We start from the raw sequence: 24,756 nt of genomic DNA, 5'->3' as shown, positions 1-24,756 counted from the left end.
GATGATGCGCCACATTCTGTGTTTCGGTAATCCCTTGCATGGCGACGACGGCTTCGGGCCGGCCGTTTACCAGCGCTTGTCCCAGTTGCCGTTGGCGGCGGACGTGCGCCTGTTCGATGCCGGTACGCCCGGCCTTGCCGCGCTGGCGCTGTTCCGGGATTGCGCCGAGGTCGTCGTCGTCGATGCGCTGGCTCCGGCCGGCCACCCCGGCAGGTTGTTGGAGCTGGCGGCGGAAGCCATTCCGCTGGAGTCGGCGGCGGCCGGCCACGGCCACGGTGTCGGCTATCTGCTGGCGGCGTTGGCGGTAATGCCGGAACCGGCGCCGACGGTGCGCATCGTCGGCGTCGAAGCCGCCGCCGTGGAGCCTTTCCGGCCGGGCTTGTCGGCACCGGTCGCCGCGGCCGTGGAACGCGCGGTGGCTTTGCTCAGCGTTTATTTCGCTCCGCAACACCATGAATGAAGCGGCATTGCAGCAGGAACTGGCGCGGTTGCGGACCGAAGTGGAAGCCTTGCGCCTGGCCAACGCCGCGTTGGAACGGCAAATGAGCCGGGATGCCGAGCGTACCGACGAGATGCTGCGGGCGCTGGAATCGCACGGCAATGCGTTACGCGAAGCCAACCAGCGTTACCAGAGCCAAAGCAATTTCATCCAACGGGTGATGGACAGCACCGGCGCCTTGATGATCGTACTCGGCCCGGACGGGCGCTTACTTCGGATCAATCAGCAATGTGCGCAGGAACTGGCTGCTGTAGGCGCGGAGCCGGAACCGGCCGTTGCCGATGCTTGGCTGCATCCGGCGGAACGCCAAAGCCTGGCCGCAGAGCTGGGTAGCCTGCCTTGGCCGGTGCATTCGCCGTTATTCGAGACGGTGCGCTGCCGGGGCGATTATGCGGCCGAGCACCGTTTGCGCGGCCGCGACGGGCGTTACCGGCATTATTGGCTCAAGGGCAGCGTGCAGCATAACCCGCAGGGTAAGGAAGAAGGCGCCGTGATCTGCGCCACCGATATCACGGTGTTGAAGCAACAGCAGGAGCGCTTGCGCCGCAGCGAAAGCCTGTTGAAAGAGGCCCAGCACATCGCCCAATTGGGCCATTGGGAGCTGGATTTGGCCAGCGGCCGCCTGACCTGGTCCGAGCAGGTCTACCGGATTTTCGAATTGACCCGGACCGAGCCGCCGCACAGCTACCAAGCGTTTCTGGCGTTGGTGCATCCGGAGGACCGGGAGCAGGTCGATCGCGCCTACCAAGCTTCGCTCGCCAACAGCCAGCCTTACGATATCCAACACCGCCTGCAATTCGCCGACGGCAGCATCAAATGGGTGCACGAGCGCTCGCAGAATTATTACGCGGCCGACGGCCGACCGCTGCGTTCGGTCGGCACGGTGCAGGACATTACCGAGCAACACATTGTTGACGAACAACTGCGCTTGGCTGCCAGTGTGTTCGACAACAGCCTGAACGCGATTTTGATCACCGACGCCAAGGCCCATATTTTGAAAGTCAACCGGGTGTTCAGCGAGGTGATGGGCTACAAGCCGGACGAGGTGGTCGGCCGCAAGCCCAATCTGTTCAAGTCCGGCCACCACGGCAAACGCTTCTACCAGGAGTTATGGAGCTCGCTGAAACGCGAGGGCAAATGGCAAGGCGAGATCTGGGACCGGCGCAAGGACGGCGAACTGATTCCGCTGTGGCAGAACATATCGTCGGTGCGCGACAGCGAGGGCCGGGTGATTTGCTATATCAGCGTGTTTTACGATCTGAGCGAGCAAAAACAAAGCGCCGAACACATCCATTATCTGGCGTATTACGACGCCTTGACCGATCTGCCGAACCGGCAGCATTTTCAAGAACGTTGCGAGCACAGTCTGGAACGGGCCCGGCGCGACCGGCAAACGCTGGCCTTGCTGTTTCTGGACCTGGACCGGTTCAAACACGTCAACGACAGCCTAGGGCATCCGGTCGGCGACGAACTGCTGCGGATGGCCGGGCAACGCTTGAAGGACAGCTTGCGCCAGGGCGACACTGTGGCGCGCCTGGGCGGCGACGAGTTCATCATCCTGCTGGAAAGCCATCCCAGCATCAGCGATACCGAAAAAGTCGCCGCCAAGATTTTGCAGGCCTTGGCCTGGCCGTTTCAGGTACAAGGACATAAGCTGGAAATCGGCACTTCGATCGGTATCAGCCTTTATCCCGACGACGGCGAGGATTACACGACGCTGATCAAGCACGCCGATCTGGCGATGTACCAAGCCAAAGAACGTGGCCGCGGCAATTTTCAGTTTTTCGAAGCGCACTTGACCGAGCGGGCCAGGGAGCGCCTGTTTTTGGAGGGCGAATTGCGCGAGGCGCTGAACCGGGGCGAATTGCAAGTCCACTACCAACCCCAGTATTCGCTGGCGGACGGCCGCTTGATCGGAGCCGAGGCGTTGCTGCGCTGGCGCCATCCGGACAGAGGCATGATACCGCCGGACAAATTCATCGCAATCGCCGAAGATTCCGGTTTGATCGTACCGATCGGCGAATGGGTGTTGCGCACGGCCTGCCGCCAGGCCAGGATTTGGGCGGAAGCCGGCAAAGGCTTTCAGCGGATGGCGGTCAATCTGTCTGGAGCGCAGATCGAGCGTAGCGACGTGTTGGCTGCGGTCGGGCGGATTTTGGCGGAAACCGGCCTGGCACCGCAGCATCTGGAGCTGGAAATAACCGAGACCTACATCATGCGCCAGGCCGAGCGCAATATTCAGGTCATGGAAGCCCTGCGCGACCTCGGCCTGACGCTGGCTATCGACGATTTCGGTACCGGCCAGTCGTCGTTGAGCTATTTGAAACGCTTGCCGGTCGACAAATTGAAAATCGACCGGTCCTTTGTCATGGACATTCCGCAAGACGCCAACGATAGCGCCATCACCCGCTCGATACTGGCCCTGGGCCACAGCCTGCGGCTGACCGTATTGGCGGAAGGCGTCGAAACCGCCGAACAACTGGCATTTTTGCGGGAACTGGCCTGCGACGAGGTGCAAGGCTATTACTTCAGCCGGCCGCTGGATGCGGCGAGTTTCGGCGGCTTGATATTCGTTTGAGCGCGATGGCGGCGGTGCGGCCGACGCAACCGTCAATTGCCGGATAGGAATTCGAACCGGGAATGGCTTTCGATAGGATGTGGCGAAACGGCCAAAAAGAGCCCCCACTCCGAGCAAAAGTGGGGGCCATAGAGCTTACTTCTTCACAACGAGGAGGCACAACAAAATCAGATGCGTACCGGTTTGGCCGGGTGCAGGTTGGCTGTCAACGACGCGGTACCGAACAGCATGGTGGACAAGATGAATTGTCCGGAAACGAAACTCAGCACGCCGCCGATAAAGAACAAGCCGGTGGCAATATCGCGATAGAACGTCGGGGTATTCATTTTTGGCTCCTTCGATCGGCTGGATCGGTTAATGTCGGCGTTGGGTTAACTATATGTCTTGACTGTTCGGTTTACAATGCTGCAAAAAATTCATTTATTATTTCTTTTGGTGAAACAAGTCCGATGTTGCAGATCCGGTTATTTGGAGTAAGATTCAAAAATTAGCCGGCACCCGTTCTGCTCAGTTGCAACGTTTTCGTCGTGTTTGCCGTTTGCCGGCGGCTTGAATCCGGCAACGCATCGGTTTTTCTCCAGCCTCGGTTTTTTTCGATGGATCGATAACGTATTGCCGCCCGGATAGAACACGACTCTATGGCATGCGCTATTGTCGCCGGCGCTGCCGACCGCTAAGTTCGTTCCCGGCCGTCGGCCGTAACCGGCAGGCCGCGCATCCTTTATAATGTCCTGCCAATCCCGCATGCTTGCCGTTGCCGATGATAGACACCTTGTACATCGAATCCGCTGTCGAACTTCATCCGCGTACTCAGGCAATTCGGGCCCGTTTTCCGAAGGCGCGAACCGTATATTGCGAGCGCTTCGGCGAGGTGTTCAATCCCAAGGCGCAGAATTTTCGGTTGCAAAAACAACGTCCGGCGCTGATTTTGGCCGAGAAATTCCAGAAGTTTGTGTTGCCGGCGCCAGCCGGCTACGGCATCGGCGGCCGGCGCAATTACTATTTCTCCCACATGCTGAATTGCCTGTACGACTGCCGCTATTGCTTTCTGCAGGGCATGTACCAGTCGGCCAATTACGTGTTGTTCGTCAATTACGAGGATTTTCAGGCGCGGATTCGCGAGATTTGCGCCGAGACGCCGGATGAAGACGTGTATTTTTTCTCCGGCTACGATTGCGACAGCCTGGCCTTCGAGCCGGTCACCGGTTTTGCCGAACAGTTCTTGCCGGCATTCGCCGAATTGCCGAACGCCTGGTTGGAACTGCGCACCAAGAGCACCCAGATCAGGACATTGCTGCATCGGCAACCGTTGGCGCGTTGCGTGGTGGCGTTCAGTCTGGCGCCGGATGCCGTGGCCGGCAAAGTCGAAGCCAAGGCGCCGCCGGTCGCCAAACGTATCGAGGCGGCAGCGAAATTGCAGCGGCAGGGCTGGCCTATCGGTTTGCGTTTCGATCCGGTGATCTACCAACACGACTACCGGCGGCTTTACCGGGAGTTATTCGACCGGGTGTTTGCCGAGCTCGATGCGTCCAAGCTGCATTCTGCCAGTCTGGGCCTGTTCCGCTTGCCGGAGCACTACTTCAAGAAAATCCATAAGCTGTACCCGGACGAAAAATTGTTTGCCAGCCCGTTTCAAACCGCCGCCGGCATGGTGAGCTACCGGGCCGATCTGGAGCAGGCGATGATGGCGGACTGCAGCCGGATGCTGCTCGAATACATGCCGCAAGAACGGTTTTTTCCATGCAGCCCGTAAAGCGCAGCGTGCTGGTCACCGGCGCCAGCTCCGGCATCGGCCGCGCGCTGGCGAGGCGGCTATTGGAGCAAGGCCATAGCGTGGTCGGCGTATCGCGCGATTGCCGGCGGTTTGCGACCGAGCACCCCGGTTTTTCCTCGGTCGAACTGGATTTGGCCGAACTGGGACGGCTACCGGCCGCCGCCAAACAAATACAGTTGCAGGCGCCGGAACTGGACACGGCGATATTTGCCGCCGGCTACGGCCAGTTCGGCGGCTTGGAGCAATTTTCCGCCGCGCAGATCGAACGGCTGATGACGGTCAACTTCACGGCCCAGGCCTGTCTGACGCGGTTGCTGTTGCCGAATCTGAAACGGCGGCCGTTCGCCAATTTGGTCTACATCGGTTCCGAAGCGGCCCTGAAAGGCAGCCGTAACGGCAGTATTTACTGCGCCAGCAAATTCGCGTTGCGCGGCTTCAGCCAGGCCTTGCGCGACGAATGCAGCAAGAGTCCGGTGCGGGTGTCGCTGGTCAACCCGGGCATGGTCGATACCGAGTTCTTCGAGCGTTTGGGCTTCATGCCCGGCAAGCAGGCCGGCCAAGCCCTGCGAGCCGACGACGTGGCCGATGCCGTGCTATACATCCTGCAGGCCGGGCCGCATTGCGTCATCGACGAAATCAATCTGAATCCCGCCAGCAAAGTCATCGAATTTAAAAAATAAGCATGTTCGCCAAACTCGTCGTTTATTGCGCGTATTACCTGAAAGCGGCGCACTGGTACAAGGCCAGCAAAGCCTTCTTTTTCGAGCTATTGGAAAACCGGCAGAGCCACCGCAAAAAATACTTCGATGCGACGATGATTTTGTTGCTGGTATTGAGCGTAATCTTTTTGATCTACGACATCGAACATGCCGACAGCAAGATGGGCGGCTATTTCGAACTGGCGATTTTGATGGTGTTCATCGTGGAATACCTGGTCAGGGGTTGGATTTATTCCGACACCTACAAGATCGTGATCGAAGAATACGAAAAAGCCCTGTATCTGAACCTGCCGTTCAAGCTGTCCGGGATTTACAAAAAACTGGTCGCCAAGGATCTGGAGTACGTCAGCTCGGCCTTTGCCGTGATCGATGTGTTGGCGATTCTGCCCAGCTACCGGCCATTGGACATTCTGCGGATTTTCATCATCTTCCGTTTGTTCAAGCTGTTCCGCTATTCCGACAGCGCCAAATTGTTCGCCGACGCCTTGGCCAGCAAACGCTTCGAACTGACTACGCTGCTGATCTTTACCTGCTTTTTGGTATTCATCGCCAGCGTGTCGATCTATATGTTCGAGTACCGAAACAACGCCGGCGTCAACACCTTGTTCGATGCGTTTTATTGGACCATCGTCACGCTGGCCACGGTCGGATTCGGCGACATTACCCCGCAAACCGCCGGCGGGCGCTGGGTGACGATTTTTCTGATTCTGGCCAGTTTGGGCGTGCTGTCGTTCTTCACCTCGATTCTGATCGCCGCCTTCAGCGAGAAAATGTTGTCGGTACGGGAGAGCCGCACCTATGCCGCATTGGAGCATTTCGACAACTTCATCATCATTTGCGGTTTCGGCCGAGTCGGCCAGGAAATCGCCCGCCATTTGCACGAAGAGCAAAACCGGTTCGTGGTCATCGACAAATCGCCGGAGAAAGTGGCTTTGGCGAAATTGCGCGGTTACCTGGCGATAGAAAACGATGCCAGTAATAACGCCGTCCTGTTGAATGCCGGCATTTGCCGCGGGGCTTCGGTCATTTTGTGCATTACCGGCGACGACGTGGTCAACGTTTACATCACGCTGACCAGCCGGCACTTGAATAAGGGGCTGCGCATCATTTCCCGCGCCAACCGCCACGACAACGTCAACAAGTTGTACCAGGCCGGTGCCAACCAGGTAATCCGGCCTTTCGAAATCGCCGGCATGCTGGCCGCCGAGTTCGTCGGCCAGCCGGTGGCGTTCGAGGCCATTTCCGGCATTCTGCAAAGTCAGAGCGATATCGTCATGGAGTCGGTATTGGTTAGCGAAAAGTCGCCGCTGGAGGATCAAAATATCGGCCAGCTCGATCTGGAACAACGCAAATTAACCCTGCTCGGCGTGATCAGCGCCAACCCGATTCATTTGAAACACAAGAACAAATACCAAGTGAACCAGCAGCATTTTTATTTCAACCCGGCCGAACAGTTCATCTTGCGCCACGGCGATATTCTGGTGTTGCTGGGGCGCAAATTCGGCATCGACCATTTTCGCGACCAGGTCGAACGACGCCGGTTATTCGCCAGGAAGCCGGCATGAAACAGATTGCCGTGTTCGGTTACAACCGGTTGTCGTTCGAAGCTATCAGCCGGCTGGATAAGGAGTTTTACGGGATCGTCGTCATAGACCACGACCCGGCCAAGGCCGCGTTGGCGCGGGAAAACGGCTTCGAGACCGCCAATATCGATTTTCGCAGCGACGACGATCTGCGGTTGGCCGGCATCGGCGGGCATATCGATACCTTGTTCTGTTTTTTCGATACCGATTCGGAAAACGTGTTCTTGACGCTGTCGGCGCGGGCGCTGGACCCGAATCTGAACATCGTCGCCATCGTCGATAGCCCGGAATCGGCCGAAAAGCTGATTGCGGCCGGCGCCAACAAAATCATCGACCCTTACGAAATTTGCGGCCGCAAGATACACGACATGTTGAGGAGGCCGGATATTGCCGAACTTTTCGACCATACCGTGTTCGGTCGCCACGATTTGCACCTGGCCGAAGTGGCGATTCCGGAGAACAGCTTTCTGGAAAACATGCACGCCAGCCAGTTGGAACTGGGTTCGCAATACAATTTGCTGCTGATCGGCATCGTCAATAATCGGATCGGCGACCGCTTGCATTTTGTCGGCGAGGACATCGACCGCCGGCTCAACGTCGGCGACATTTTGGTGATTTTGGGGCCTTCGCGGGAAATTAGAGCCTTCAAGCAAGACGTCGAAAACGAGTATTGCCACCTGAGTCCCAAGTAGCCAGCGGCCCTGCGGTTAGCGCTTCTCGGCCAAGCCCAGCCACCGCGCAAACGCGGCCAGCGAAAAGCCCTGGATCAGCACCGACATCACCACGATAAAGCTGATCAACACAAAGATTTCTCCGGCTTCGTCTGTGCCGGCCGCCAGCGGAAAAGTCGCGAGCACGATCGGCACCGAGCCGCGCAGGCCGACCCAAGACACCAGCAGTTTTTCCTTGAAGCTGACTTTGGCCCAGAACAGGCTGATGAATACGCTGGCCGGGCGCGCCACAAACATCAAAAACAAGCTGATCGCCACGGCGACGCTGGCTAAGGCCGGCAGTTCGGCACGATAAGGCACCGACAGCATGCCCAGCGTTAAAAACATGATGATTTGCATTAGCCAGGCGAAGCTGTCGTGAAAGGCATTGATGTAATGCTGGTGGATGACCTTGCGGTTACCGGCGACGATGCCGGCGACGTAAACCGCCAAAAAGCCGTTGCCGTGCATAAAAGTGGCGACCGCGTAAGTCAGCAATACCAGGGCTATCGAGGCGATGGCATACAGCCCGGCCGAGCTCAAACCCAAGCGATTGAGCAGCCAGACCATGAAGCGACCGGCGCCGTAACCCGCGGCGACGCCGATAGTCAATTGGATCGCCAAAAAGCTGCCTCCCTGCAGCAGCGATGCCTCGCCGCCGGTGGAATAATTGAGCAAGCTGACCGTCTGCAATACCGCCATCGGGTCGTTGCTGCTGGATTCGAGTTCCAGCAGCGGTTGCAATTTGCCTTTCAGGGCAATGTGGCTGGAGCGTAGCACCGAAAATACCGCCGCCGCGTCGGTGGACGAGACGATAGCTGCCAGTAACAAGCCCTGCTGCAGGCTGATGCCGTGCACCCCCAGCGAAAAGGTGCTGAACGAACCCAAAATGAACCAGGCAAAACTGCCCAGCAACAGCATCGTGATAAAAACGCCAAACGTCGATAGGCACAGCCCCTGCCACAACACCGGCCGAATGTTGGGCCAATGCGAATCCAGGCCGCCGGTGAACAGAATAAATATCAGCGCGAAATCGCCGATAAACTTGGCAATTTCCGGGCTGCGCAATTCCGGGCCGCCGAATTCGCCGATCAGCCAGCCGATCAACAGAAAGAACAGTAAGGACGGAATGCCGACCTTGGACGCCAACTTGCTGGAAAAAACGCTGATTAACAACAAACAGGCGCCAATCAGACTGGCTAATTCAACTGACGGCATCGGTGGTATCCTGTATTTCGGGTGCTCTGACGAATAAAACGCGGCCAATAAGCCGGGGTAATTGGCGGATAATGTTATCCGCAATTCGCGTTCGGAGCCGTACTTCCTGGCTCGGGCGGCGAAATGGGCGCCGGCCGGATTGCGGAAAATGGTTTCGGCGCCCGGGCATTGCCATTAAGTTTTAAACGGCAACCGTGCTTCTCGCACCGGGGGCTTCAAAACGGCATTGGGCTGCCGGGGGCAAACCGGCCAGGCCGCACCTTAACCGATTCGTTCACTTTATTGGAATAATTTTGAGTATGAATTTTGAAAGACTAAGCCCCCGCCTGGGTTTTTTACTGGGCTTTGCCGCTTGCGCCGGGTTACTGGGCATCGGCGCGTATTTGCAATTCGTCGAAGAGCTGGAGCCTTGCCCGCTGTGCATTTCCCAGCGATTGGCAATCTTGGCGACCGGCGTCGTGTTCCTGTTGGCCGGCCTGCACAATCGCGGCCGCCGCATATATGCCGTAGCCGCTGCCGCGGTGGCGCTGGTCGGTGCCAGCATTTCCGCCAGGCATGTCTGGCTGCAGCATTTGCCGCCGGAGGAGGTGCCGGAATGCAGTCCCGGTTTGGAATACGTGTTTCAGCATTTTCCGCTGGCCGACACGATCAAACTGATGCTGACCGGAACCGGCGAATGCGCGAAAGTGGATTGGACGCTGTTGGGCTTCAGTATCCCGGCCTGGACCTTGCTGGCGTTTTTGCTGTTGGCGGCCTGGGGCGGATTGCAATTCGTTAACGGCGGCGGGCAGCCGGACAGGGAATAAATGCCGCGCCGGGCGTTGCCGCCGCGACAAACGGCAGGTGTTGCTTGATCGCGTCGTATCGATACTGTTCCTCAACAGGTTATGCACAAAAACGGAGCAAGCGCCGCAGCCGCCGGTTTTCGCGGCCGCCGAGAAATAACACAGATTAATTTGTGGTGTAAGTTATTGATTTTAACTGGCAAATAAAGCTGGCTGAAATTTGCCCAATTTAAAGAATCTGTAATAAAAACCGACACTAAGCGGCAGCGGATACGCCTAATCCACAGAGTTATCCACAGATTTTGTGGGTAACTCGGGATTTTCCAATGCCGTTAAACACTTAGCGGTGCAATATCAAAAACGCCTCATCAAATATGTCCAACTGTGACGTTTCCGGCAAATTAATTCTGAAAGTTGCAACCCCCGTTCCGTTAGAACGCATTTTCGATTACCTGCCTCCGGAAGGTTGCGACGCTGCCGATTTGCGTCCGGGCAGCAGAGTCCTGGTGCCGTTCGGCAGGCGGCGCCAGGTCGGCGTGCTGTTGGCGGTGGCATCCGACTCGGATGTGGCCGTCGAGCGCTTGAAACCGGCGATTGCGGTTCTGGACCCGGCGCCGCTGTTGTCCGCAACCGATCTGAAGCTGCTGCATTGGGCTGCCCGCTATTACCATCATCCGCTCGGCGAAGTGCTGGCCGCCGCGTTTCCGGTCGCGTTGCGCCAAGGCCGGCCGGCCGTGTTGGAGCTGCCCAAGGCTTACGAGCTGACTTCGGCCGGCCGGCAAACCGATTTGCAGCAATTAAGCCGTGCGCCGAAGCAACGGGCATTGCTTGCGCGCTTACAGGCCGGGATCTTGGCGGAGGCGGATCTGGCCGACTGCCGGCCGGCGTTGAAGGCCTTGTTGGACAAAGGTCTGGCCGAACGCTGCGAGCTGCCGCCAAGCGCTGCGGTAACGGAAGCCGAACCGGCCTTGGCCGCCAACGCCGAGCAGCAGGCGGCGATAGCCAGTGTCGCCGCCGGGCTCGGCCGGTTTTCGGTGTCGCTGTTGGAGGGCGTGACCGGCAGCGGCAAGACCGAGGTGTATATGCAGGTCATTGCCAGCGTCCTGGCGCAAGGCAAACAGGTGTTGGTGCTGCTGCCGGAAATCAGCCTGACGCCGCAATTGGAACAGCGTTTCCGCCGCCGCTTCGCCGTGGCAATGGTGGCGACCCACTCCAAGCTCACCGACAATCAGCGCCTGCAAGCCTGGTTGAGCATGCAGCAGGGGCGGGCGGCGATCATGCTCGGCACCCGTTCCGCGTTGTTCACGCCGTTGCAACGGCCGGGCCTGATCATTCTCGACGAAGAGCACGACAGCTCCTTCAAACAGCAGGAGGGCTTCCGCTTCTCGGCGCGCGACGTGGCCGTGGCCCGCGCCAAGATGCTGGATATTCCGGTGTTGCTGGGTTCGGCCACGCCGTCGCTGGAAAGTCTGGCCAATGTCGGCGAAGGCCGCTACCGCCTGCTGCATTTGCCGAACCGGGCCGGCGCGGCGGTAGCGCCGAGCTTTCAATTGCTGGATATCCGCAACAAGCGCCTGCAATCCGGGTTGTCCGAACCGCTGTTGGCGGAAATCCGCGCCGCACTGGACAACGGGCAACAGGTATTGCTGTTCCTGAACCGGCGCGGTTACGCCCCGGTACAAATCTGCCACGGTTGCGGCTGGGTGTCGCGTTGCCGCCGCTGCGACGCCAATCTGGTGATCCATGCCGCCGAGCGTCTGTTGCGCTGCCACCATTGCGGCGCCGAACATCCGTTGATCAAACTGTGCCCGGCTTGCAGCACCGGCGAATTGCAGGCGCTGGGGCTCGGTACCGAACGCATCGAACAGACCCTGGCCGAATTGTTTCCGCAGCGGAGCGTGGTGCGGCTGGACAAGGATACGACGCAACGTAAAGGCGCGTTGGAAGGTTATCTGGAGCAAATCCACGACGGCCGGGCCGACATCATCCTCGGCACGCAGATGCTGGCCAAGGGCCACCATTTTCCGGGCGTGACGCTGGTGGCGATTTTGGACATCGACAGCGGCCTGTTCAGCATCGATTTTCACGGTGCCGAGCGCCTGGCGCAGTTGATCGTGCAGGTGGCCGGCCGCGCCGGCCGGGCCGAACGGCCGGGCCGGGTGATTTTGCAGACCCGCCAGCCGCAACATCCGTTGCTGAACACGTTGTTGCGGCAAGGTTACCGCGCCTTTGCCGACAGTGCATTGCAGGAGCGGCGCCAGGCCGGCTTGCCGCCGTACAGCTATCAGGCCCTGTTACGGGCGCAAGCCGGCGGCAGCGATGCGCCGCGCCGATTTCTGCAAGCCGTTTGCGCGGCGATTGCCGAGCTGGGTGCCGGCAGCACCCAAGTCTTGGGGCCGGTGGCGGCGCCGATGGCGCGCCGCGCCGGCGCTTACCGTTACCAATTGCTGCTGCAAAGTCCGCGGCGCCAGGATTTGCATCGCTTGTTGGACCTTGTGCTGCCTCGGATTTACCTGTTGCCGGAGGTTAAAAAAGTGCGTTGGTCGCTGGACGTCGACCCGCTGGATCTGTACTGAGCCGCCGGCAAAATCCGGCTTAACGGCTACGGTTTTATGTAATAATTTCGCCCCTTTGTGACCCGTTCACAATTAAAGCCATGGCTATCTTGGCCGTTTCGGCGCCGCGCGGCGCCGAGTTGGAACAGGTATCCATACCTATAACTATAAAGTATAAAAAGGGGTGTTTTCCGATGTGCTGGAGTGGAGAGGCGTCAGGCGTTTTGGCTGCCGCGGGTTTGGCAACCGCCGTTTACGTGGCGTACAAGGGCGAATCCAAAGAGCTGTGGATTCCGTTGACTTATTTTGCGTTGATGGAGCTGCTGCAAGCGGCGACGTACGTTTATATCGATTTATGTGATAACCCGAATAACCAGGTGTTGACCTTGCTCGGCTATCTGCATATCGCGTTTCAGCCGTTTTTCGTCAATATGGTGGCGATGTATTTCGTGCCGGAAAGCGTCAAGTTAAAGATCAAAACCACGGTCTATACGCTGTGCGCGATCAGTTCGCTGGCGATGCTGATCAAAATGTACCCGTTCGCCTGGGCCGGCGATTGCGTACCGGGTACCGAAGGCTTTTGCGGCACCCAAACTTGCTCCGTTTCCGGCGCTTGGCATATCGCCTGGCAAATGCCGTTGAACGGGCTGATGTCGCAGCCGGTGGAATGGCTGCTCGGCTTTAACTGGGGTTTGCACGCCTTTGCTTATATTCTGGCGGCGTTTTATTTGCCGATTATTTACGGCTCCTGGCGCTTCGTCGCCTTCCATTATTTGATCGGGCCGTGGATTTCCGACATCACCACCGACGATCCGAACGAGTATTGCGCGGTCTGGTGTTTGTTTTCGATTGCGCTGTGCGTGTCGGTAATCAAGACGCCGATCCGCAAACATCTGCACGTCACCAAGTGGCCGTTTTACCAACGCGAAGTCGGCGATAGCTTGTAAGCCATGACGATAGCCAAACAGGCCATTCTCGACGCCTTCCAATTCCGCCACGCCTGTAAAGAATTCGACGCCGAGCGCAAAATCGCCGGCGCCGATTTCGAGTTTATTCTGGAAACGGCCCGGCTGTCGCCGAGTTCGTTCGGACTGGAGCCGTGGCGGTTTCTGGTCGTACAAAATCCGCAATTGCGCGAAACGCTGCGCCAGTTTACCTGGGGCGGGCAAAAGCAATTGCCGACAGCCAGCCACGTGGTGCTGACCCTAGTGCGCAAGAGCCATTTCATGCGTTACGACAGCGCTTATTTGCAATACATGATGCGCGAAGTTCAGCACTATCCGGAAGACATCATTCAGTTGCGCAGCGGCCTGATCGAAAAATTCCAGCGCAGCGATTTCGATCTGCTCGGATCGGAACGCACGCTGACCGACTGGGCCACCCGGCAAACCTATCTGCCGCTGGCGAATATGATGACGGCAGCAGCGATGATCGGCATCGATTCCTGTCCGATAGAAGGTTTCGAACGCGCCGAAATCGAGCGGATTCTGGCCGAACAGGCCGGCGTCGATCTCGAACGCTGGGCGGCGGCTTACATGGTGGCTTTCGGCTACCGCAAAAATCCGCCGCCGCGGCCGAAAACCCGGCAAAGCTTGGCGCAAGTGGTGGAGTGGCTCGAATAAGCCGCCCCGGCTGCGCCCGCACCTTTCCCGCCCGGCGGCCGACCGTTCCGTCCGGCGTCTAATTCGCCGCCAGCGCCGCCGCTGGCGGCGCATCCCGGCCAAACCGCCACCAGTTCTCCGATATCGGCCGGCACCCGGCCGATTTAGTCTAAAATTGGCCGAACGTACAATCGGCGGGATCTTTGTTGTATCCTCGCTTGCCGTGGTGATCGATAACAATTAATTCAAAAAAGATTTCACCCAGGAGTTAGCCATGTCCCGCTTTCTGCTTTTCGCTGCGTGCGCCGCTTGCCTTGGCTCGACTGCCAAGGCGCAACCGGTGTCGTCCGAAGAGGAAGAGCGGGCGCTGTCGCAAATATACGGCGGCGAGGAAATGGTCAGCATCGCCTCCGGCTACAAACAGCGGATTTCGCAAGCGCCGTCTATCGCCACGGTGATCAGCGCCGCCGATATCAAGGCCATCGGCGCCACCGACATCGACGAAGTCTTGGAAACCGTGCCCGGCTTGCACGTGCAACGCAACACCATCGGCTACAATCCGATCTATACCTTTCGCGGTATCTTCTCGCAGTTCAATCAACAGGTGTTGATGATGGTCAACGGTATCCCGATCACCAATTCCTATACCGGCAGCCGCAGCGAAGTCTGGGGCGGCATGCCGCTCCGCGATATCGCCCGGATCGAGGTGGTGCGCGGGCCGGGCTCCGCGGTTTACGGCGCCGACGCCTTTGCCGGCGTAATCAACGTCATCACCAAAACCCGGCAGGACATCGACGGTAGCGAAATCGGCGGCCGCGTCGGCAGTTTCGATACCTACGACGGCTGGGCCTTGCACGGGGCCGAGTGGGCCGGTTTCGACGTGGCCCTGGCCCTGGAATACCACAATACCGCCGGCCAAAACGCGGTGGTCGATGCCGATTTGCAGAGCCAGTTCGATCGGCTGTTCGGTACCGGCGCCTCGCTGGCGCCGGGGCCGCTGAGCCTATCGCGCGAGAACCTGGACGCCCGGGTCGATTTGGCGCGCGGCCGTTGGCGTTTTCGCGGCGGTCTGCAACACCGCGGCAATTTCGGGATCGGTTCCGGCGTGGCCCAGGCGCTGGATTCGACTGCCCGCTACGGCAGCGACCGCTGGAACGCCGATATCACTTACCAAAATACCGATATCGAAAATTGGGAATTGACCAGCCAGGCCAGTTATTTCGAAACCAGCCAGGAAATCGAACGCAATCTGACCTTGTTCCCGCCCGGCACTACCTTACCGATAGGCGGCAACGGCCAAATCGGCGCCGGCGCGCCGGTGACCTTTCCCAACGGTTACATCGGCAATCCGGAAGTCTGGGAACGCCACGTCCGCATCAGCCAGATGCTAGCCTACAACGGTTTTAGCCGGCACCAAATCCGCAGCGGCGTCGGCTTCAACTACGACAGCCTGTTCCAGGCCCGCGTCAGCCAGAACTTCGGCATCGATCCGGGCTCCGGACTGCCGATACCGTCGTTGCCGGGGATTCCGCTGATCGACGTGTCCGGCACCGCGTCCACCTTCATCCCGGAAGTCGACCGTAAAATCGCCTACCTGTTTTTTCAGGACCAGTGGAATTTTGCTAACGACTGGACCCTGACCGCCGGTGCCCGCTACGACCGCTATTCCGATTTCGGCAACACCTTCAATCCCAGGGCGGCCTTGATTTGGCAGGCCGATTACGACTTGACCGCCAAGCTGATGTACGGCTCGGCCTTTCGGGCGCCGTCGTTTCAGGAAATGTATATCCTGAACAATCCGGCCCAGATCGGCAATCCGCAACTAAAGCCCGAGACCATGGAGAATCTGGAATTGGGCTTCGATTACCGCCCGGCCGACGGCTTGCGCTTGGGTCTGAATTTTTTCGGTTATTGGTGGAAGGACATCATTCGCTTCGTGCCGGATAGCAATGCCACTACCGCCACCGCCCAAAACCGGGGCGCACAACAGGGTTACGGCGGCGAATTCGAAGCGGAATGGCAGGCGGCCGATAGTTTGAAACTAATCGGCAACTATGCCTACCAGCGCAGCCGCGACGAAACCCTGCACCACGATGCCGGTTACGCACCGCAGCATCAACTTTATCTGCGGGCGAACTGGCAGTTTTTGCCCGATTGGAGCTTCAGCCCGCAAGCTAAATGGATCGTCGGCCGCAGCCGCAGTTTCGGCGATACCCGCGAGCCGGTGGCCGACTATACCTGGGTCGATTTGACCTTGCGCCGGCAAAACTTGGCTAAGCATGTGGAACTGGCGTTCTCGGTGCGCAATTTATTCGACGTCGGCGCCCGCGAACCGAGTTTGGCCGGCAGCCCGCAGCCCGGCATCCCCAACGACTTGCCGTTGGCGCCGCGCAGTTTCTATGGCGAAATCAGCGTGAATTTTTGAGCGGCCGCACCTATCCCGACCGCCCGAATGCATAACCCAGGAGTGATTTTGTTGGACCGAGTAATGTTACCGATTTGGCTGGCGCTGGTTTTGGCGTGCAGCTTCACGAATGCGTTGGCGCAAACGCCGGCGGTGGGCATCGTGTACCCGGAAGTGCGCGAGCCCTACCGTTCGGTGTTCTTGGAAATCGCCCGCGGCATGGAGCAGGAACTGGGCCGGCCGGTCGCCCATTATTTACTGAGCGAGCGCGATACCTCGCCGGACCGATTGATCGCCGACTTGAAGAACGACCGTATCGACGTGGTAGTGACGCTGGGCCGGGCCGGGCTGGCCATGGCCAAGGGCTTGGTCGGCGTGTTGCCGGTGGTGATCGGCGCCACCATCGTCCGGCCGGAGGAGGCGCCGCAGGGCTTGACCGGTATCAGCCTGACGCCGGCACCGGAAGCGATGTTCGACCAACTGAAAAAACTGGTGCCGAATGTGAAGAAAATCACGGTGATTTACGATCCTCGCCAAACCGCCTGGGAGATCGGGCAGGCCGAACGCGCCGCGCAGGAACGCGGCCTGGTGTTGCAGGCGCAGCCCACCGCCAGCTTGCGCGATGCGTCGGATTCGTTCCGGCAGATTATGATCGATATTAAGGACAATTCGATTGCATTGTGGCTGCCGCGGGAAAATGCCGCGCTGGACGAGCAAGCCTTGTTTCCGGAAGTGCTGCGCGAGGCCTGGGAAAAGAACTTCGTGGTGTTTTCCAGCAACCTGGACCACGTCCGTAAGGGCGCGCTATTTTCGTTATACCCGGATAACTTCGGCATGGGCCGCAGTCTGGCGAATCTGGCCATGCAACAAATGCAACCGGGCGGCAAGCTGGAGCCGATCAAATTACTGCGCGATTTGCTGGTGGCCGTCAATTTACGCACCGCCGAGCATCTGGGGTTGCAATTCTCGAATCAAACGCGGCGGGAATTCGCGATGGTTTTCCCCTCCCCGTAAGGCCGATGGCGTCGCTACCGCTATTCCGCCTAGGGCGGACGAGTTTTCTGCAGCAACTGACCGTGACTTTTACCTGCGGTCTGCTGGTAATCTCGTTATTGTCCTCGTTCGGCATATCGGCCTTGTCTTACGGCGTGGTCCGCGATAAATGGCTGGCACAGGGCCGGCAGTCGACCGAAGCCTTCGCCGCGCAAAGCGCATTGGCCTTGCTCTACGCCAGCCGGGAAAATGCCGAAGAGCCGGCCAAGCGGTTTCTGTCCTCGCCCGACGTGCGGGGCGTCGCGATTTACAACGCTAACCGCGAGGCCTTGCTCGAGCTGGGCGAATCGACCCAGCCGGCCGGCTCGGCCGCTTCGGTTTGGCCCGAAGCGCTGCAGTTAGTGGAGGAAACCGAGCAGGCCTGGTTTTTTGCCGCGCCGGTTTTTGCCCGTAGCGGCGGCGAACAGGCATCGCCGTTCGAAGCGCAAACCCCCAGCCCCGAATTGATCGGCTACGTCAGGTTGGCGATCGGCAAGCAATCGTTGCTGGCGATGAAGCGGCAGATCCAATTCGTGACGTTGCTGGTATCGGGCGGTGCGGCATTGGTGTTTTTCGTGTTTTTGCTGGCCATGGCCCGGCGGTTGACATTGCCGATCCAGCAATTGGCGAAACGGATGGGCCGGGCCTCGGCCGGCGAAAAGAAGGTCAGGGCTAAATTGGCCGGGCCGCGCGATATTACCGACATGGGGGCGGCATTCAACGCCATGATGCAGGTGTTGGAAACCCGCGAGGAATTGTTGGAGCAGGCCAGAGACAAAGCCCTGGAGTCGGCCCGTTTGAAAGGCGAATTTGCCGCCAACGTCAGCCACGAGCTGCGCACGCCGCTGAATGCGGTACTCGGCATGCTGGAATTGCTGCAAGACATGGGGCTGACGCCCAAGCAATTGGAATATTCGACGGTGGCGCGCAATGCCGGCGAGGCGCTGCTGAAGTTGATCGAGGATATTCTGGATTTTTCGCGGATCGAGGCGGGCATGTTGAAGTGCCAACCGAGCGATTTTGTGTTGCACGAAACCTTGGACGAAGTCGTCGAACTGATGGCGGCTCAGGCCAGACGCAAGAACCTGCGCTTAAGCTATACCATCGGCGAGCGCGTCCCCGCCGTGTTGCACGGCGAAGCCGGCCGCGTGCGCCAGGTACTGATCAATCTGGTCGGCAACGCGCTGAAATTCACCGAGCAGGGGGCTATCGAGCTTGGCGTCGAAGCGGATGCGGCCGGCCAAGATCCACTGGTGTTGCGCTTCAGCGTGGCCGATACCGGCTTGGGCATCCCGGCAACGGTCCAAGACCGGATTTTCGATGCTTTCGTGCAAGCCGACGGTTCCAGCACTCGGCATTACGAAGGCGCCGGCTTGGGGCTGGCCATATGCCGGCAATTGGTGCAGTTGATGGGCGGGCGCATCGGCGTCGACAGCCGGCTCGGCCACGGCAGCCGGTTCTGGTTTAGCGTGCCGTTCGCCACCCCGCGCGGCAGCGCCGCCCTGGCCGCCGCGCGGCGGGAATGTTTCGCCGAACTGCGCATTTTGCTGGTTACCGACAACGAGCAAACCCGTAGCGTGCTGGCGAGCCATTTCGACGAGTGGCAAGTCGAGTACCGTCATTCCGGTTTTACCGGCCGCATGAACCAAGTTTTCGACCCGGTGCCCAGCCAAGGCGAAACCTACCGCTTGATCGTGGCCGATATCGACACCGAAGCCGATTGGAAACGGCTCGATGCCGTCGCCGCTGCCGCGGCTGAGGTGAACGCGAAAATCATTCTGTTGCACGATTCCGAGTACGAATCCCGGCTCGGCGATTTGGCCAATCTCGCCGCACGCTTGGCCAAACCGGTAAATCCAACCGATTTATACGGTCTGATTTTGAATGTCGGTTGCGGCCGGAATGCGGCGGACGGCGTCGCGGCGCCACCGGTAGCCGTGCTGCCGGCGTTGGCGCTCGATGTGCTGGTGGTGGAGGATAACCGTGCCGGACAAATGGTGGCGGCCGGCATGCTGGAGCGCTTGGGCTGCCGTTACCAAATTGCCGCTTCCGGTGCGGAAGCGCTGCAGCGCTTGGCATCCGGCGCGTTCGACGTGGTGTTGATGGATTGCCATATGCCCGGCGTCGACGGTTTCGAAGCCACGCGCCGGATCCGGGCGTGGCCGGAACCGTTGGGCCGGATACCGATCATCGCGATGACGGCCAACGCCCTGCGCGGCGACGAAGAACTATGCCGCGCTGCCGGCATGGACGATTTTCTGCCGAAACCGATCAAGTTGCAGGCGTTGCGGCAAAAATTAATCGGCCGCCTCGAAAACCGGCCGCTGCCGCTTGCTGCGGCCAGCGATGCCGCGCCTGCCGCTGCCGGGCCGGCTACTCTGGACCCCGACAAACTGGCGCAACTGCGCGCCGAAATCGGCGGTGCATACGGCAAAATGCTCAGTTTCTTTTTGGAGGATGCGCCGGCGCAAATCGAGCAAATCGCTCCGGCCCTGCGGGACATGGACCTGAGCCGCTTGCGCGAGTTGGCGCACAGTCTGAAAGGCGCCGCCCGAAATGTGGGTGCGGAAAAACTGGCGGCCATGGCCCGGCAATTGGAATTGGCGGCCGAAACCGGCGCTTTGGCCGAGGGTTCCGCCACGTTGGCCGAGGGCTTGCTTGCCGAATTTCGCGCACTCGAACCGCTGCTGCGGGCGGAAATCGAAGCCGAGCCGGCCGCGGACAGTGCGTTGGCCCCGCTCGGGCCGCGGGTGTTGGTGGCCGACGACGACAGGGTTTTGCGGGTGGCTTTGCAGGACATCCTGCAGCAGGACGGTTATAGCGTCGATCTGGCCGTTACCGGCCGGCAGGCCGTGGCCTTGTGCGCCCGGCAAATGGCCGATCTGATTTTGATGGACGCGATGATGCCGGAAATGGACGGTTTCGCCGCTTGCAAAGCCATTCGCGCCTTACCGCACGGAGCGGAGGTGCCGATTCTGATGATCACCTCACTGGAAAACGAACATTCGGTCGAATTGGCCTTCGCCACCGGCGCGAACGATTTTGTCCCGAAGCCGATTCATTTCACGGTGTTGCGCAAGCGCATCGCCCATCTGTTGAAAGCCAGCCAAAGCCAGCGCAGCCTGAACCAGCTCGCCTACCACGATACCTTGACCAATTTGCCCAACCGGGTGCAGTTTATGGAGCGCTTGAACCGGGTGCTGGCAAAACCGGCAGCGCAGCCGCAAGCGCATGCGGTGTTGTTTTTGGATCTGGACCGTTTCAAACTGACCAACGACACGATGGGCCACGACGTCGGCGACATGATGTTAAAGGCCGCCGCCGAGCGGATTCAGGCTTGCGTCCGCCGCGAAGACATGGTGTCGCGCTTCGGCGGCGACGAGTTCATCCTGTTGCTGGAGCATGTCGGCAATCCGCAGGCTGCGGCGGCGGTGGCGCAAAAAATCTGTAATGCCATTGCCAAACCGTTCGCGTTGATGGGGCAGGAGTTTTACATCAGCTCCAGTATCGGCATTTCCTTGTACCCGTACGACGGCAAGGACAGCGGCCTGCTGGTCAAGCACGCCGACACCGCGATGTACCGGGCCAAGGAGCAGGGCAATACCTTTTGTTTTTACGAACAGAGCATGGAATATGCGGTGTCCAGCAAATTGCGGCTGGAGAGCGATTTGCGCCGGGCCTTGCAGCGGCGGGAGTTCTTTCTGCATTACCAACCGCAGATCGATTTGGACTCCGGCCGCGTCATCGGCGCCGAGGCTTTGATCCGGTGGCGGCATCCGGAATTGGGCATGATCTCGCCCGACCAGTTTATCCCGGTGGCCGAGGAAATCGGCTTGATCGACGAGATCGGCGCCTGGGTGTTGCGCGAGGCTTGCCGGCAGAACCGGCTGTGGCAACAAAACGGCCACCCGCCTTTCGTCGTCGCGGTCAACGTGTCGGCCAAACAGTTGGACAGGGACGGCTTTGCCGAACAGGTGATTGCCATTCTGCACGAGTCCGGGCTGGCGGCCGAATATCTGGAATTGGAATTGACCGAAAGCCTGTTCATCCGCCACCCGGAGCAGAAACGCGAAATTCTGGCGCGCTTGAAAGCCGCCGGCATGCAGATATCGATCGACGATTTCGGCACCGGTTATTCCAGTCTGAACCAACTGAAACATTTCGTATTCGACAAACTGAAAATCGACAAATCCTTCGTCGCCAACATCATGCACGACGCCGATGCCGCGGCGATCGTGCGGGTGATCATTTCGATCGCCGGGATTTTAAAGTTCGAGGTGATTGCCGAGGGCGTGGAAACCGCGGAGCAGGCCAGCTATTTGCGGCAAAACCATTGCAAACAGGGGCAAGGCTATCTGTTCGGCAAACCGATGCCGGCGGAGGAGTTTTCGGCATTCATCGGCGGCAGCGGTCGGGACGGGCTATGACAGCTTCCCGAGCCTTATGCTGCCGGGCTTAGTTGACGCCGCAGCCGGCGTCGAGGCTGTTAAAGGACAAGGCTTGGCGGTTAAGCGGGCGGCGCACGCCGATGAAGCGCTCGCGCCAATAGGGCTGGCGCAGGTCGGAGACCATGACCCGGCCGGTGCGGGCGCTGGGGGCGTGGACGAATTGTTCGCCGCCGATATAGATGCCGACGTGGGAATAGGGCCGTTCGGTATTGAAAAACAACAGGTCGCCGGGCAGGCGCTGTTCCGGCGCCACGGCCGGCAATTGCCGGGCCAACGATTGGGTGTCGCGCGGCAGACGCAATCCCTGCCGATAGTAAACGTAATACACCAGACCGCTGCAGTCGAAGCCTTCGCTGGGCGATTCGCCGCCGTAAACGTAAGGGGCGCCCTGCAACTGCAGCGCCTCGGCCACCGCCATCCGGTTGCCGCCTTCGGTTTGCGGCAAATAAATCGGCGGCGCCTTTTCGGTGCTGGCGCAACCGGCCAGTTGGCCGAGCGCGAGCGCCAGCAGCCATGGGGCGGCTAAGCGGCAAATCCGGTAATTCGAACAAGAACTGAACATCGGCATGGTCAACGGCGTAAGCGAAGCGCGCTTAGTATAGTGGGTCCGGACGCCGCGTGCTCGCCGATTCGATCCGTCCTGGCCTACCAGGCTTCCAAAACCACGACTTTCCATTCCCGGTTGGCAATCGGATGCAGACTAACCCAAGACGCGATGCGGCGTCCGCTGTAAGCGGCCGGGTTTTGGTAGTAGCCGACGCCGGCGTCCTGCGCGGAGATATGCCGGGCCAGCTCGCGCAATTCCGGCAGTTCGGCGTAACGCTCCTCGCGGAACAGGTTCAAGCCGATTTCGTCGCTATCGGTATCGAACAAAATCAAGCCGTCGTCCTGGATCACCCAAATGGTTCGGTTCGCGGTTTGCAATTCCGGCGCCAACAGGGCTCCCAACAGTTCGGCGGCCTTGAAACGGCCGGAGATGAAACCGGGTACTGTCGTGCCGGTTTTGACCGGTACCACCAATGTGATGGCCTGGTAGCCCTCGGGAGCCGGATAGACTCGGCTCAAGGCCGGGGCCGCGGTTTGCAGCGTCAAGCGGTTGTGTTCCAGTTGCGAGGTATCGCTGCCGATCGCTTGCCGGTATTGCGCCGGCGCGACCGCGACGATAGTCCCCGGTGCGCGGGTGGCGGCAACGCTGGTCAGGTGCGGCAGCCGGCTCAGCAAGCTGTTCAGTAACGGCGTGGAACCGGCCAGTTCGGCGGCGGATTTGAAACGCGCGGCGGTTTGCGCCAAGCCTGCCCGGGTATTCTCGAATTCGGCGCCGATTTTAGCGGCAATCGAGTCTGCGGTGGCCAGGTTGGCGTTGGAAATCCGGGTCACGTCGGCCAGGGCCAGTTCCGCGCGTTGCTGCTGCTGTTTGGCGATCTCGCCCTCGGCTTCGGCCAATTGCCGGGCTTGATGCGCTTCGACGCCGAATTTAAACGCCAATCCGGCGCCGGCCAGGATCGAAACCAGTACCGCGGCGGATGCGGCCAAGGCGACTTTATTGCGGGCAATGAAGCGGCGCAGCAATTCGCCGCGGGTATAGGCGTAAGCATTGACCAGGCGGCCGTCGCGAAACGCGCGCAGCTCGTCGGCCAGCGCGCCGGCGTCCTTGAAACGCAGGCTTTGCCGTTTGGACAGGGCCTTGTTGCAGATCGCGATCAATTCGGCCGGGGCGGCCAGTTTGGGATTGCGCGCATCCGGCATCGGCGCCGCCGCAACCAACTGCGACATGATCTGGTCGGCGTTGCCTTGCAGCGGCGGCCGGCCGTTCAGCAGGTAATACAGAATGCAGCCGAGAGCGAATACGTCGGAGCGGGCATCTATCGGGCCGAACTCCGGATCGGCCTGTTCCGGCGCCATGTAGGCCGGTGTGCCGAGAATGTCGCCGAATTGGGTCAGCTCGGCGTCGCCGCCTTGCTGGTGCGGCGTCGGCAGCGGGGTTTCCGCTTCGTTTTCGACTTTGGCCAAGCCCCAGTCCAGCACGATGGTTTCGCCGAAAGGCCCCAGCACAATATTGCCGGGTTTGATATCGCGGTGCACGACGCCCTTGGAATGGGCATAGGCCAGGGCCTCGCAGACATCGATCAGCCGGTCCAGCAGGGCCAGGCGTTTGGACAGCGCGTGTTCGGCCAACGGCTCGTTGTTGCATTCTTTCAGGGCCTTGGCCAGCGTATCGCCGCGCACCAGTCGCATCACGTAATACGGCGCGCCGCTTTGTTTGACGCCGAGATCGTAGACCGGGACGATGCTCGGATGCTCCAGCCGGCCGGTAATGCGGGCTTCGCGCAGAAAGCGCGCATTCAAGGCCATGTCTTCGTTGGCGGCCTGGTCCAGCATCTCCTTGATCGCCACTTCCCGGCCGATACGCTGGTCGAAGCCCAGCAACACCCGGCCGACGCCGCCGGCACCGACCGCGCCGCGCAACGAATAATCGCCGCCATACAGGTCGTCCGCTTCCGGAGCGTCGCCCAAAGGCCGGTTTTGCCGACGGGTTTGGATAATGGTGACGTCGTCCAGCGGCAGCATACGGGTGATATCGTCTTCAGTAGCCATGGTCGCGCTTTGCAAAATTTTGACTTGGCAAGTATAGGCAGCTCCGCCAACGGCGCTTCTATCAGGGATGGTTTACAGTTCTAATATGCCTACTTAAATGTGTGCTCATAAATCCGGGCTATGTTCAGTAGCTGTAGTTCTTCCAGATAGAAATTCACGCAGCTAGGCTACATACAATTTAAGTCGATTGGTTAGCACTTTTCATTCGAATTCAATAAAAACAGGGGATCCAAGTCAGATCGTCGTTGAAGTTCG

The 24,756-nt window shown here is 59.6% G+C and carries 17 protein-coding genes; 13 read left to right on the top strand and 4 right to left on the bottom strand.

Annotated elements, in window-relative coordinates:
- Window position 1 precedes the first annotated feature (1 nt).
- Complete coding sequence (locus MKFW12EY_RS20020) at window positions 2–460, top strand: hydrogenase maturation protease (RefSeq protein ID WP_221053643.1); 459 nt, start codon at window positions 2–4, stop codon at window positions 458–460.
- The gene (locus tag MKFW12EY_RS20015; protein ID WP_054763181.1) at window positions 453–3,077 is read left to right on the top strand and encodes a sensor domain-containing protein; all 2,625 of its coding nucleotides are present in this window, start codon (window positions 453–455) and stop codon (window positions 3,075–3,077) included. Before MKFW12EY_RS20020 ends, MKFW12EY_RS20015 begins: the two co-directional genes overlap by 8 nt.
- Window positions 3,078–3,244: 167 nt before the next feature.
- Here MKFW12EY_RS20015 and MKFW12EY_RS20010 read toward each other — a convergent pair whose 3' ends face one another.
- The gene (locus MKFW12EY_RS20010) at window positions 3,245–3,403 is read right to left on the bottom strand and encodes a hypothetical protein (protein ID WP_172680346.1); all 159 of its coding nucleotides are present in this window, start codon (window positions 3,401–3,403) and stop codon (window positions 3,245–3,247) included.
- Between the two features lie 434 nt (window positions 3,404–3,837).
- Between MKFW12EY_RS20010 and MKFW12EY_RS20005 the strand changes: the two genes are divergently transcribed.
- From MKFW12EY_RS20005 to MKFW12EY_RS19990, 4 genes are read left to right on the top strand one after another with little or no spacing between them, the layout of a single operon-like run.
- Complete coding sequence (locus MKFW12EY_RS20005) at window positions 3,838–4,830, top strand: SPL family radical SAM protein (RefSeq protein WP_054763182.1); 993 nt, start codon at window positions 3,838–3,840, stop codon at window positions 4,828–4,830.
- Window positions 4,818–5,531, top strand: coding sequence for an SDR family oxidoreductase (locus tag MKFW12EY_RS20000; protein ID WP_221053642.1), 714 nt, complete (start codon window positions 4,818–4,820; stop codon window positions 5,529–5,531). The genes MKFW12EY_RS20005 and MKFW12EY_RS20000 overlap by 13 nt, the downstream gene beginning before the upstream one ends.
- Before the next feature lie 2 nt (window positions 5,532–5,533).
- The gene (locus MKFW12EY_RS19995; protein WP_221053641.1) at window positions 5,534–7,135 is read left to right on the top strand and encodes an NAD-binding protein; all 1,602 of its coding nucleotides are present in this window, start codon (window positions 5,534–5,536) and stop codon (window positions 7,133–7,135) included.
- The gene (locus tag MKFW12EY_RS19990; RefSeq protein WP_054763179.1) at window positions 7,132–7,845 is read left to right on the top strand and encodes a potassium channel family protein; all 714 of its coding nucleotides are present in this window, start codon (window positions 7,132–7,134) and stop codon (window positions 7,843–7,845) included. The genes MKFW12EY_RS19995 and MKFW12EY_RS19990 overlap by 4 nt, the downstream gene beginning before the upstream one ends.
- A gap of 15 nt (window positions 7,846–7,860) precedes the next feature.
- Here MKFW12EY_RS19990 and MKFW12EY_RS19985 read toward each other — a convergent pair whose 3' ends face one another.
- Complete coding sequence (locus MKFW12EY_RS19985) at window positions 7,861–9,081, bottom strand: potassium/proton antiporter (protein WP_221053640.1); 1,221 nt, start codon at window positions 9,079–9,081, stop codon at window positions 7,861–7,863.
- 299 nt (window positions 9,082–9,380) lie between these two features.
- Between MKFW12EY_RS19985 and MKFW12EY_RS19980 the strand changes: the two genes are divergently transcribed.
- The 7 genes from MKFW12EY_RS19980 (at window position 9,381) to MKFW12EY_RS19950 (ending at window position 21,885) form a co-directional block, all read left to right on the top strand.
- Window positions 9,381–9,887: a disulfide bond formation protein B gene (locus MKFW12EY_RS19980; RefSeq protein WP_221053639.1), complete on the top strand. Its 507-nt coding sequence runs from the start codon at window positions 9,381–9,383 to the stop codon at window positions 9,885–9,887.
- A 353-nt stretch (window positions 9,888–10,240) separates the two neighbouring features.
- Entirely contained in the window at window positions 10,241–12,442 is a 2,202-nt protein-coding gene (locus MKFW12EY_RS19975) for a primosomal protein N' (RefSeq protein ID WP_221053638.1), read from the top strand.
- Between the two features lie 173 nt (window positions 12,443–12,615).
- Window positions 12,616–13,368, top strand: a complete 753-nt coding sequence (locus tag MKFW12EY_RS19970; RefSeq protein WP_054763480.1) for a DUF5765 domain-containing protein — start codon at window positions 12,616–12,618, stop codon at window positions 13,366–13,368.
- A gap of 3 nt (window positions 13,369–13,371) precedes the next feature.
- Window positions 13,372–14,043 carry an NAD(P)H-dependent oxidoreductase gene (locus MKFW12EY_RS19965; protein WP_054763479.1) on the top strand — a complete coding sequence of 224 codons (672 nt, stop codon included), beginning with the start codon at window positions 13,372–13,374 and terminating at the stop codon, window positions 14,041–14,043.
- Window positions 14,044–14,296: 253 nt separating this feature from the next.
- Window positions 14,297–16,447: a TonB-dependent receptor plug domain-containing protein gene (locus tag MKFW12EY_RS19960; RefSeq protein WP_221053637.1), complete on the top strand. Its 2,151-nt coding sequence runs from the start codon at window positions 14,297–14,299 to the stop codon at window positions 16,445–16,447.
- A 63-nt stretch (window positions 16,448–16,510) separates the two neighbouring features.
- The gene (locus MKFW12EY_RS19955) at window positions 16,511–17,440 is read left to right on the top strand and encodes an ABC transporter substrate binding protein (RefSeq protein WP_157199589.1); all 930 of its coding nucleotides are present in this window, start codon (window positions 16,511–16,513) and stop codon (window positions 17,438–17,440) included.
- A 62-nt stretch (window positions 17,441–17,502) separates the two neighbouring features.
- On the top strand, window positions 17,503–21,885 hold the full coding sequence (locus tag MKFW12EY_RS19950) for an EAL domain-containing protein (RefSeq protein ID WP_245006362.1): 4,383 nt from the start codon (window positions 17,503–17,505) through the stop codon (window positions 21,883–21,885).
- Between the two features lie 28 nt (window positions 21,886–21,913).
- On the opposite strand, the gene MKFW12EY_RS19945 is transcribed toward MKFW12EY_RS19950, so the two are convergent.
- Both MKFW12EY_RS19945 and MKFW12EY_RS19940 read right to left on the bottom strand, forming a co-directional pair.
- On the bottom strand, window positions 21,914–22,474 hold the full coding sequence (locus tag MKFW12EY_RS19945; protein WP_064023622.1) for a C40 family peptidase: 561 nt from the start codon (window positions 22,472–22,474) through the stop codon (window positions 21,914–21,916).
- Between the two features lie 77 nt (window positions 22,475–22,551).
- Window positions 22,552–24,501, bottom strand: a complete 1,950-nt coding sequence (locus tag MKFW12EY_RS19940) for a protein kinase domain-containing protein (protein ID WP_221053635.1) — start codon at window positions 24,499–24,501, stop codon at window positions 22,552–22,554.
- Between the last annotated feature and the right edge of the window lie 255 nt (window positions 24,502–24,756).

This window comes from Methylomonas koyamae (genome assembly GCF_019669905.1).
GTDB classification, from domain to species: domain Bacteria; phylum Pseudomonadota; class Gammaproteobacteria; order Methylococcales; family Methylomonadaceae; genus Methylomonas; species Methylomonas koyamae.
Note: the sequence above shows the minus strand (reverse complement) of the source record. Positions and strands in the feature narration are given on the sequence as shown.

What these genes read in the sequence shown, in the direction of transcription:
- MKFW12EY_RS20005 (WP_054763182.1), top strand. Translation starts at nt 3,838, where the DNA reads ATGATAGACACCTTGTACATCGAATCCGCTGTCGAACTTCATCCGCGT.
- MKFW12EY_RS19940 (WP_221053635.1), bottom strand. Translation starts at nt 24,501, where the DNA reads ATGGCTACTGAAGACGATATCACCCGTATGCTGCCGCTGGACGACGTC.
- MKFW12EY_RS19975 (WP_221053638.1), top strand. Translation starts at nt 10,241, where the DNA reads ATGTCCAACTGTGACGTTTCCGGCAAATTAATTCTGAAAGTTGCAACC.
- MKFW12EY_RS20020 (WP_221053643.1), top strand. Translation starts at nt 2, where the DNA reads ATGATGCGCCACATTCTGTGTTTCGGTAATCCCTTGCATGGCGACGAC.
- MKFW12EY_RS19970 (WP_054763480.1), top strand. Translation starts at nt 12,616, where the DNA reads ATGTGCTGGAGTGGAGAGGCGTCAGGCGTTTTGGCTGCCGCGGGTTTG.
- MKFW12EY_RS19995 (WP_221053641.1), top strand. Translation starts at nt 5,534, where the DNA reads ATGTTCGCCAAACTCGTCGTTTATTGCGCGTATTACCTGAAAGCGGCG.
- MKFW12EY_RS19955 (WP_157199589.1), top strand. Translation starts at nt 16,511, where the DNA reads ATGTTACCGATTTGGCTGGCGCTGGTTTTGGCGTGCAGCTTCACGAAT.
- MKFW12EY_RS19980 (WP_221053639.1), top strand. Translation starts at nt 9,381, where the DNA reads ATGAATTTTGAAAGACTAAGCCCCCGCCTGGGTTTTTTACTGGGCTTT.
- MKFW12EY_RS19990 (WP_054763179.1), top strand. Translation starts at nt 7,132, where the DNA reads ATGAAACAGATTGCCGTGTTCGGTTACAACCGGTTGTCGTTCGAAGCT.
- MKFW12EY_RS20000 (WP_221053642.1), top strand. Translation starts at nt 4,818, where the DNA reads ATGCAGCCCGTAAAGCGCAGCGTGCTGGTCACCGGCGCCAGCTCCGGC.
- MKFW12EY_RS20015 (WP_054763181.1), top strand. Translation starts at nt 453, where the DNA reads ATGAATGAAGCGGCATTGCAGCAGGAACTGGCGCGGTTGCGGACCGAA.
- MKFW12EY_RS19960 (WP_221053637.1), top strand. Translation starts at nt 14,297, where the DNA reads ATGTCCCGCTTTCTGCTTTTCGCTGCGTGCGCCGCTTGCCTTGGCTCG.
- MKFW12EY_RS20010 (WP_172680346.1), bottom strand. Translation starts at nt 3,403, where the DNA reads ATGAATACCCCGACGTTCTATCGCGATATTGCCACCGGCTTGTTCTTT.
- MKFW12EY_RS19945 (WP_064023622.1), bottom strand. Translation starts at nt 22,474, where the DNA reads ATGCCGATGTTCAGTTCTTGTTCGAATTACCGGATTTGCCGCTTAGCC.
- MKFW12EY_RS19965 (WP_054763479.1), top strand. Translation starts at nt 13,372, where the DNA reads ATGACGATAGCCAAACAGGCCATTCTCGACGCCTTCCAATTCCGCCAC.
- MKFW12EY_RS19985 (WP_221053640.1), bottom strand. Translation starts at nt 9,081, where the DNA reads ATGCCGTCAGTTGAATTAGCCAGTCTGATTGGCGCCTGTTTGTTGTTA.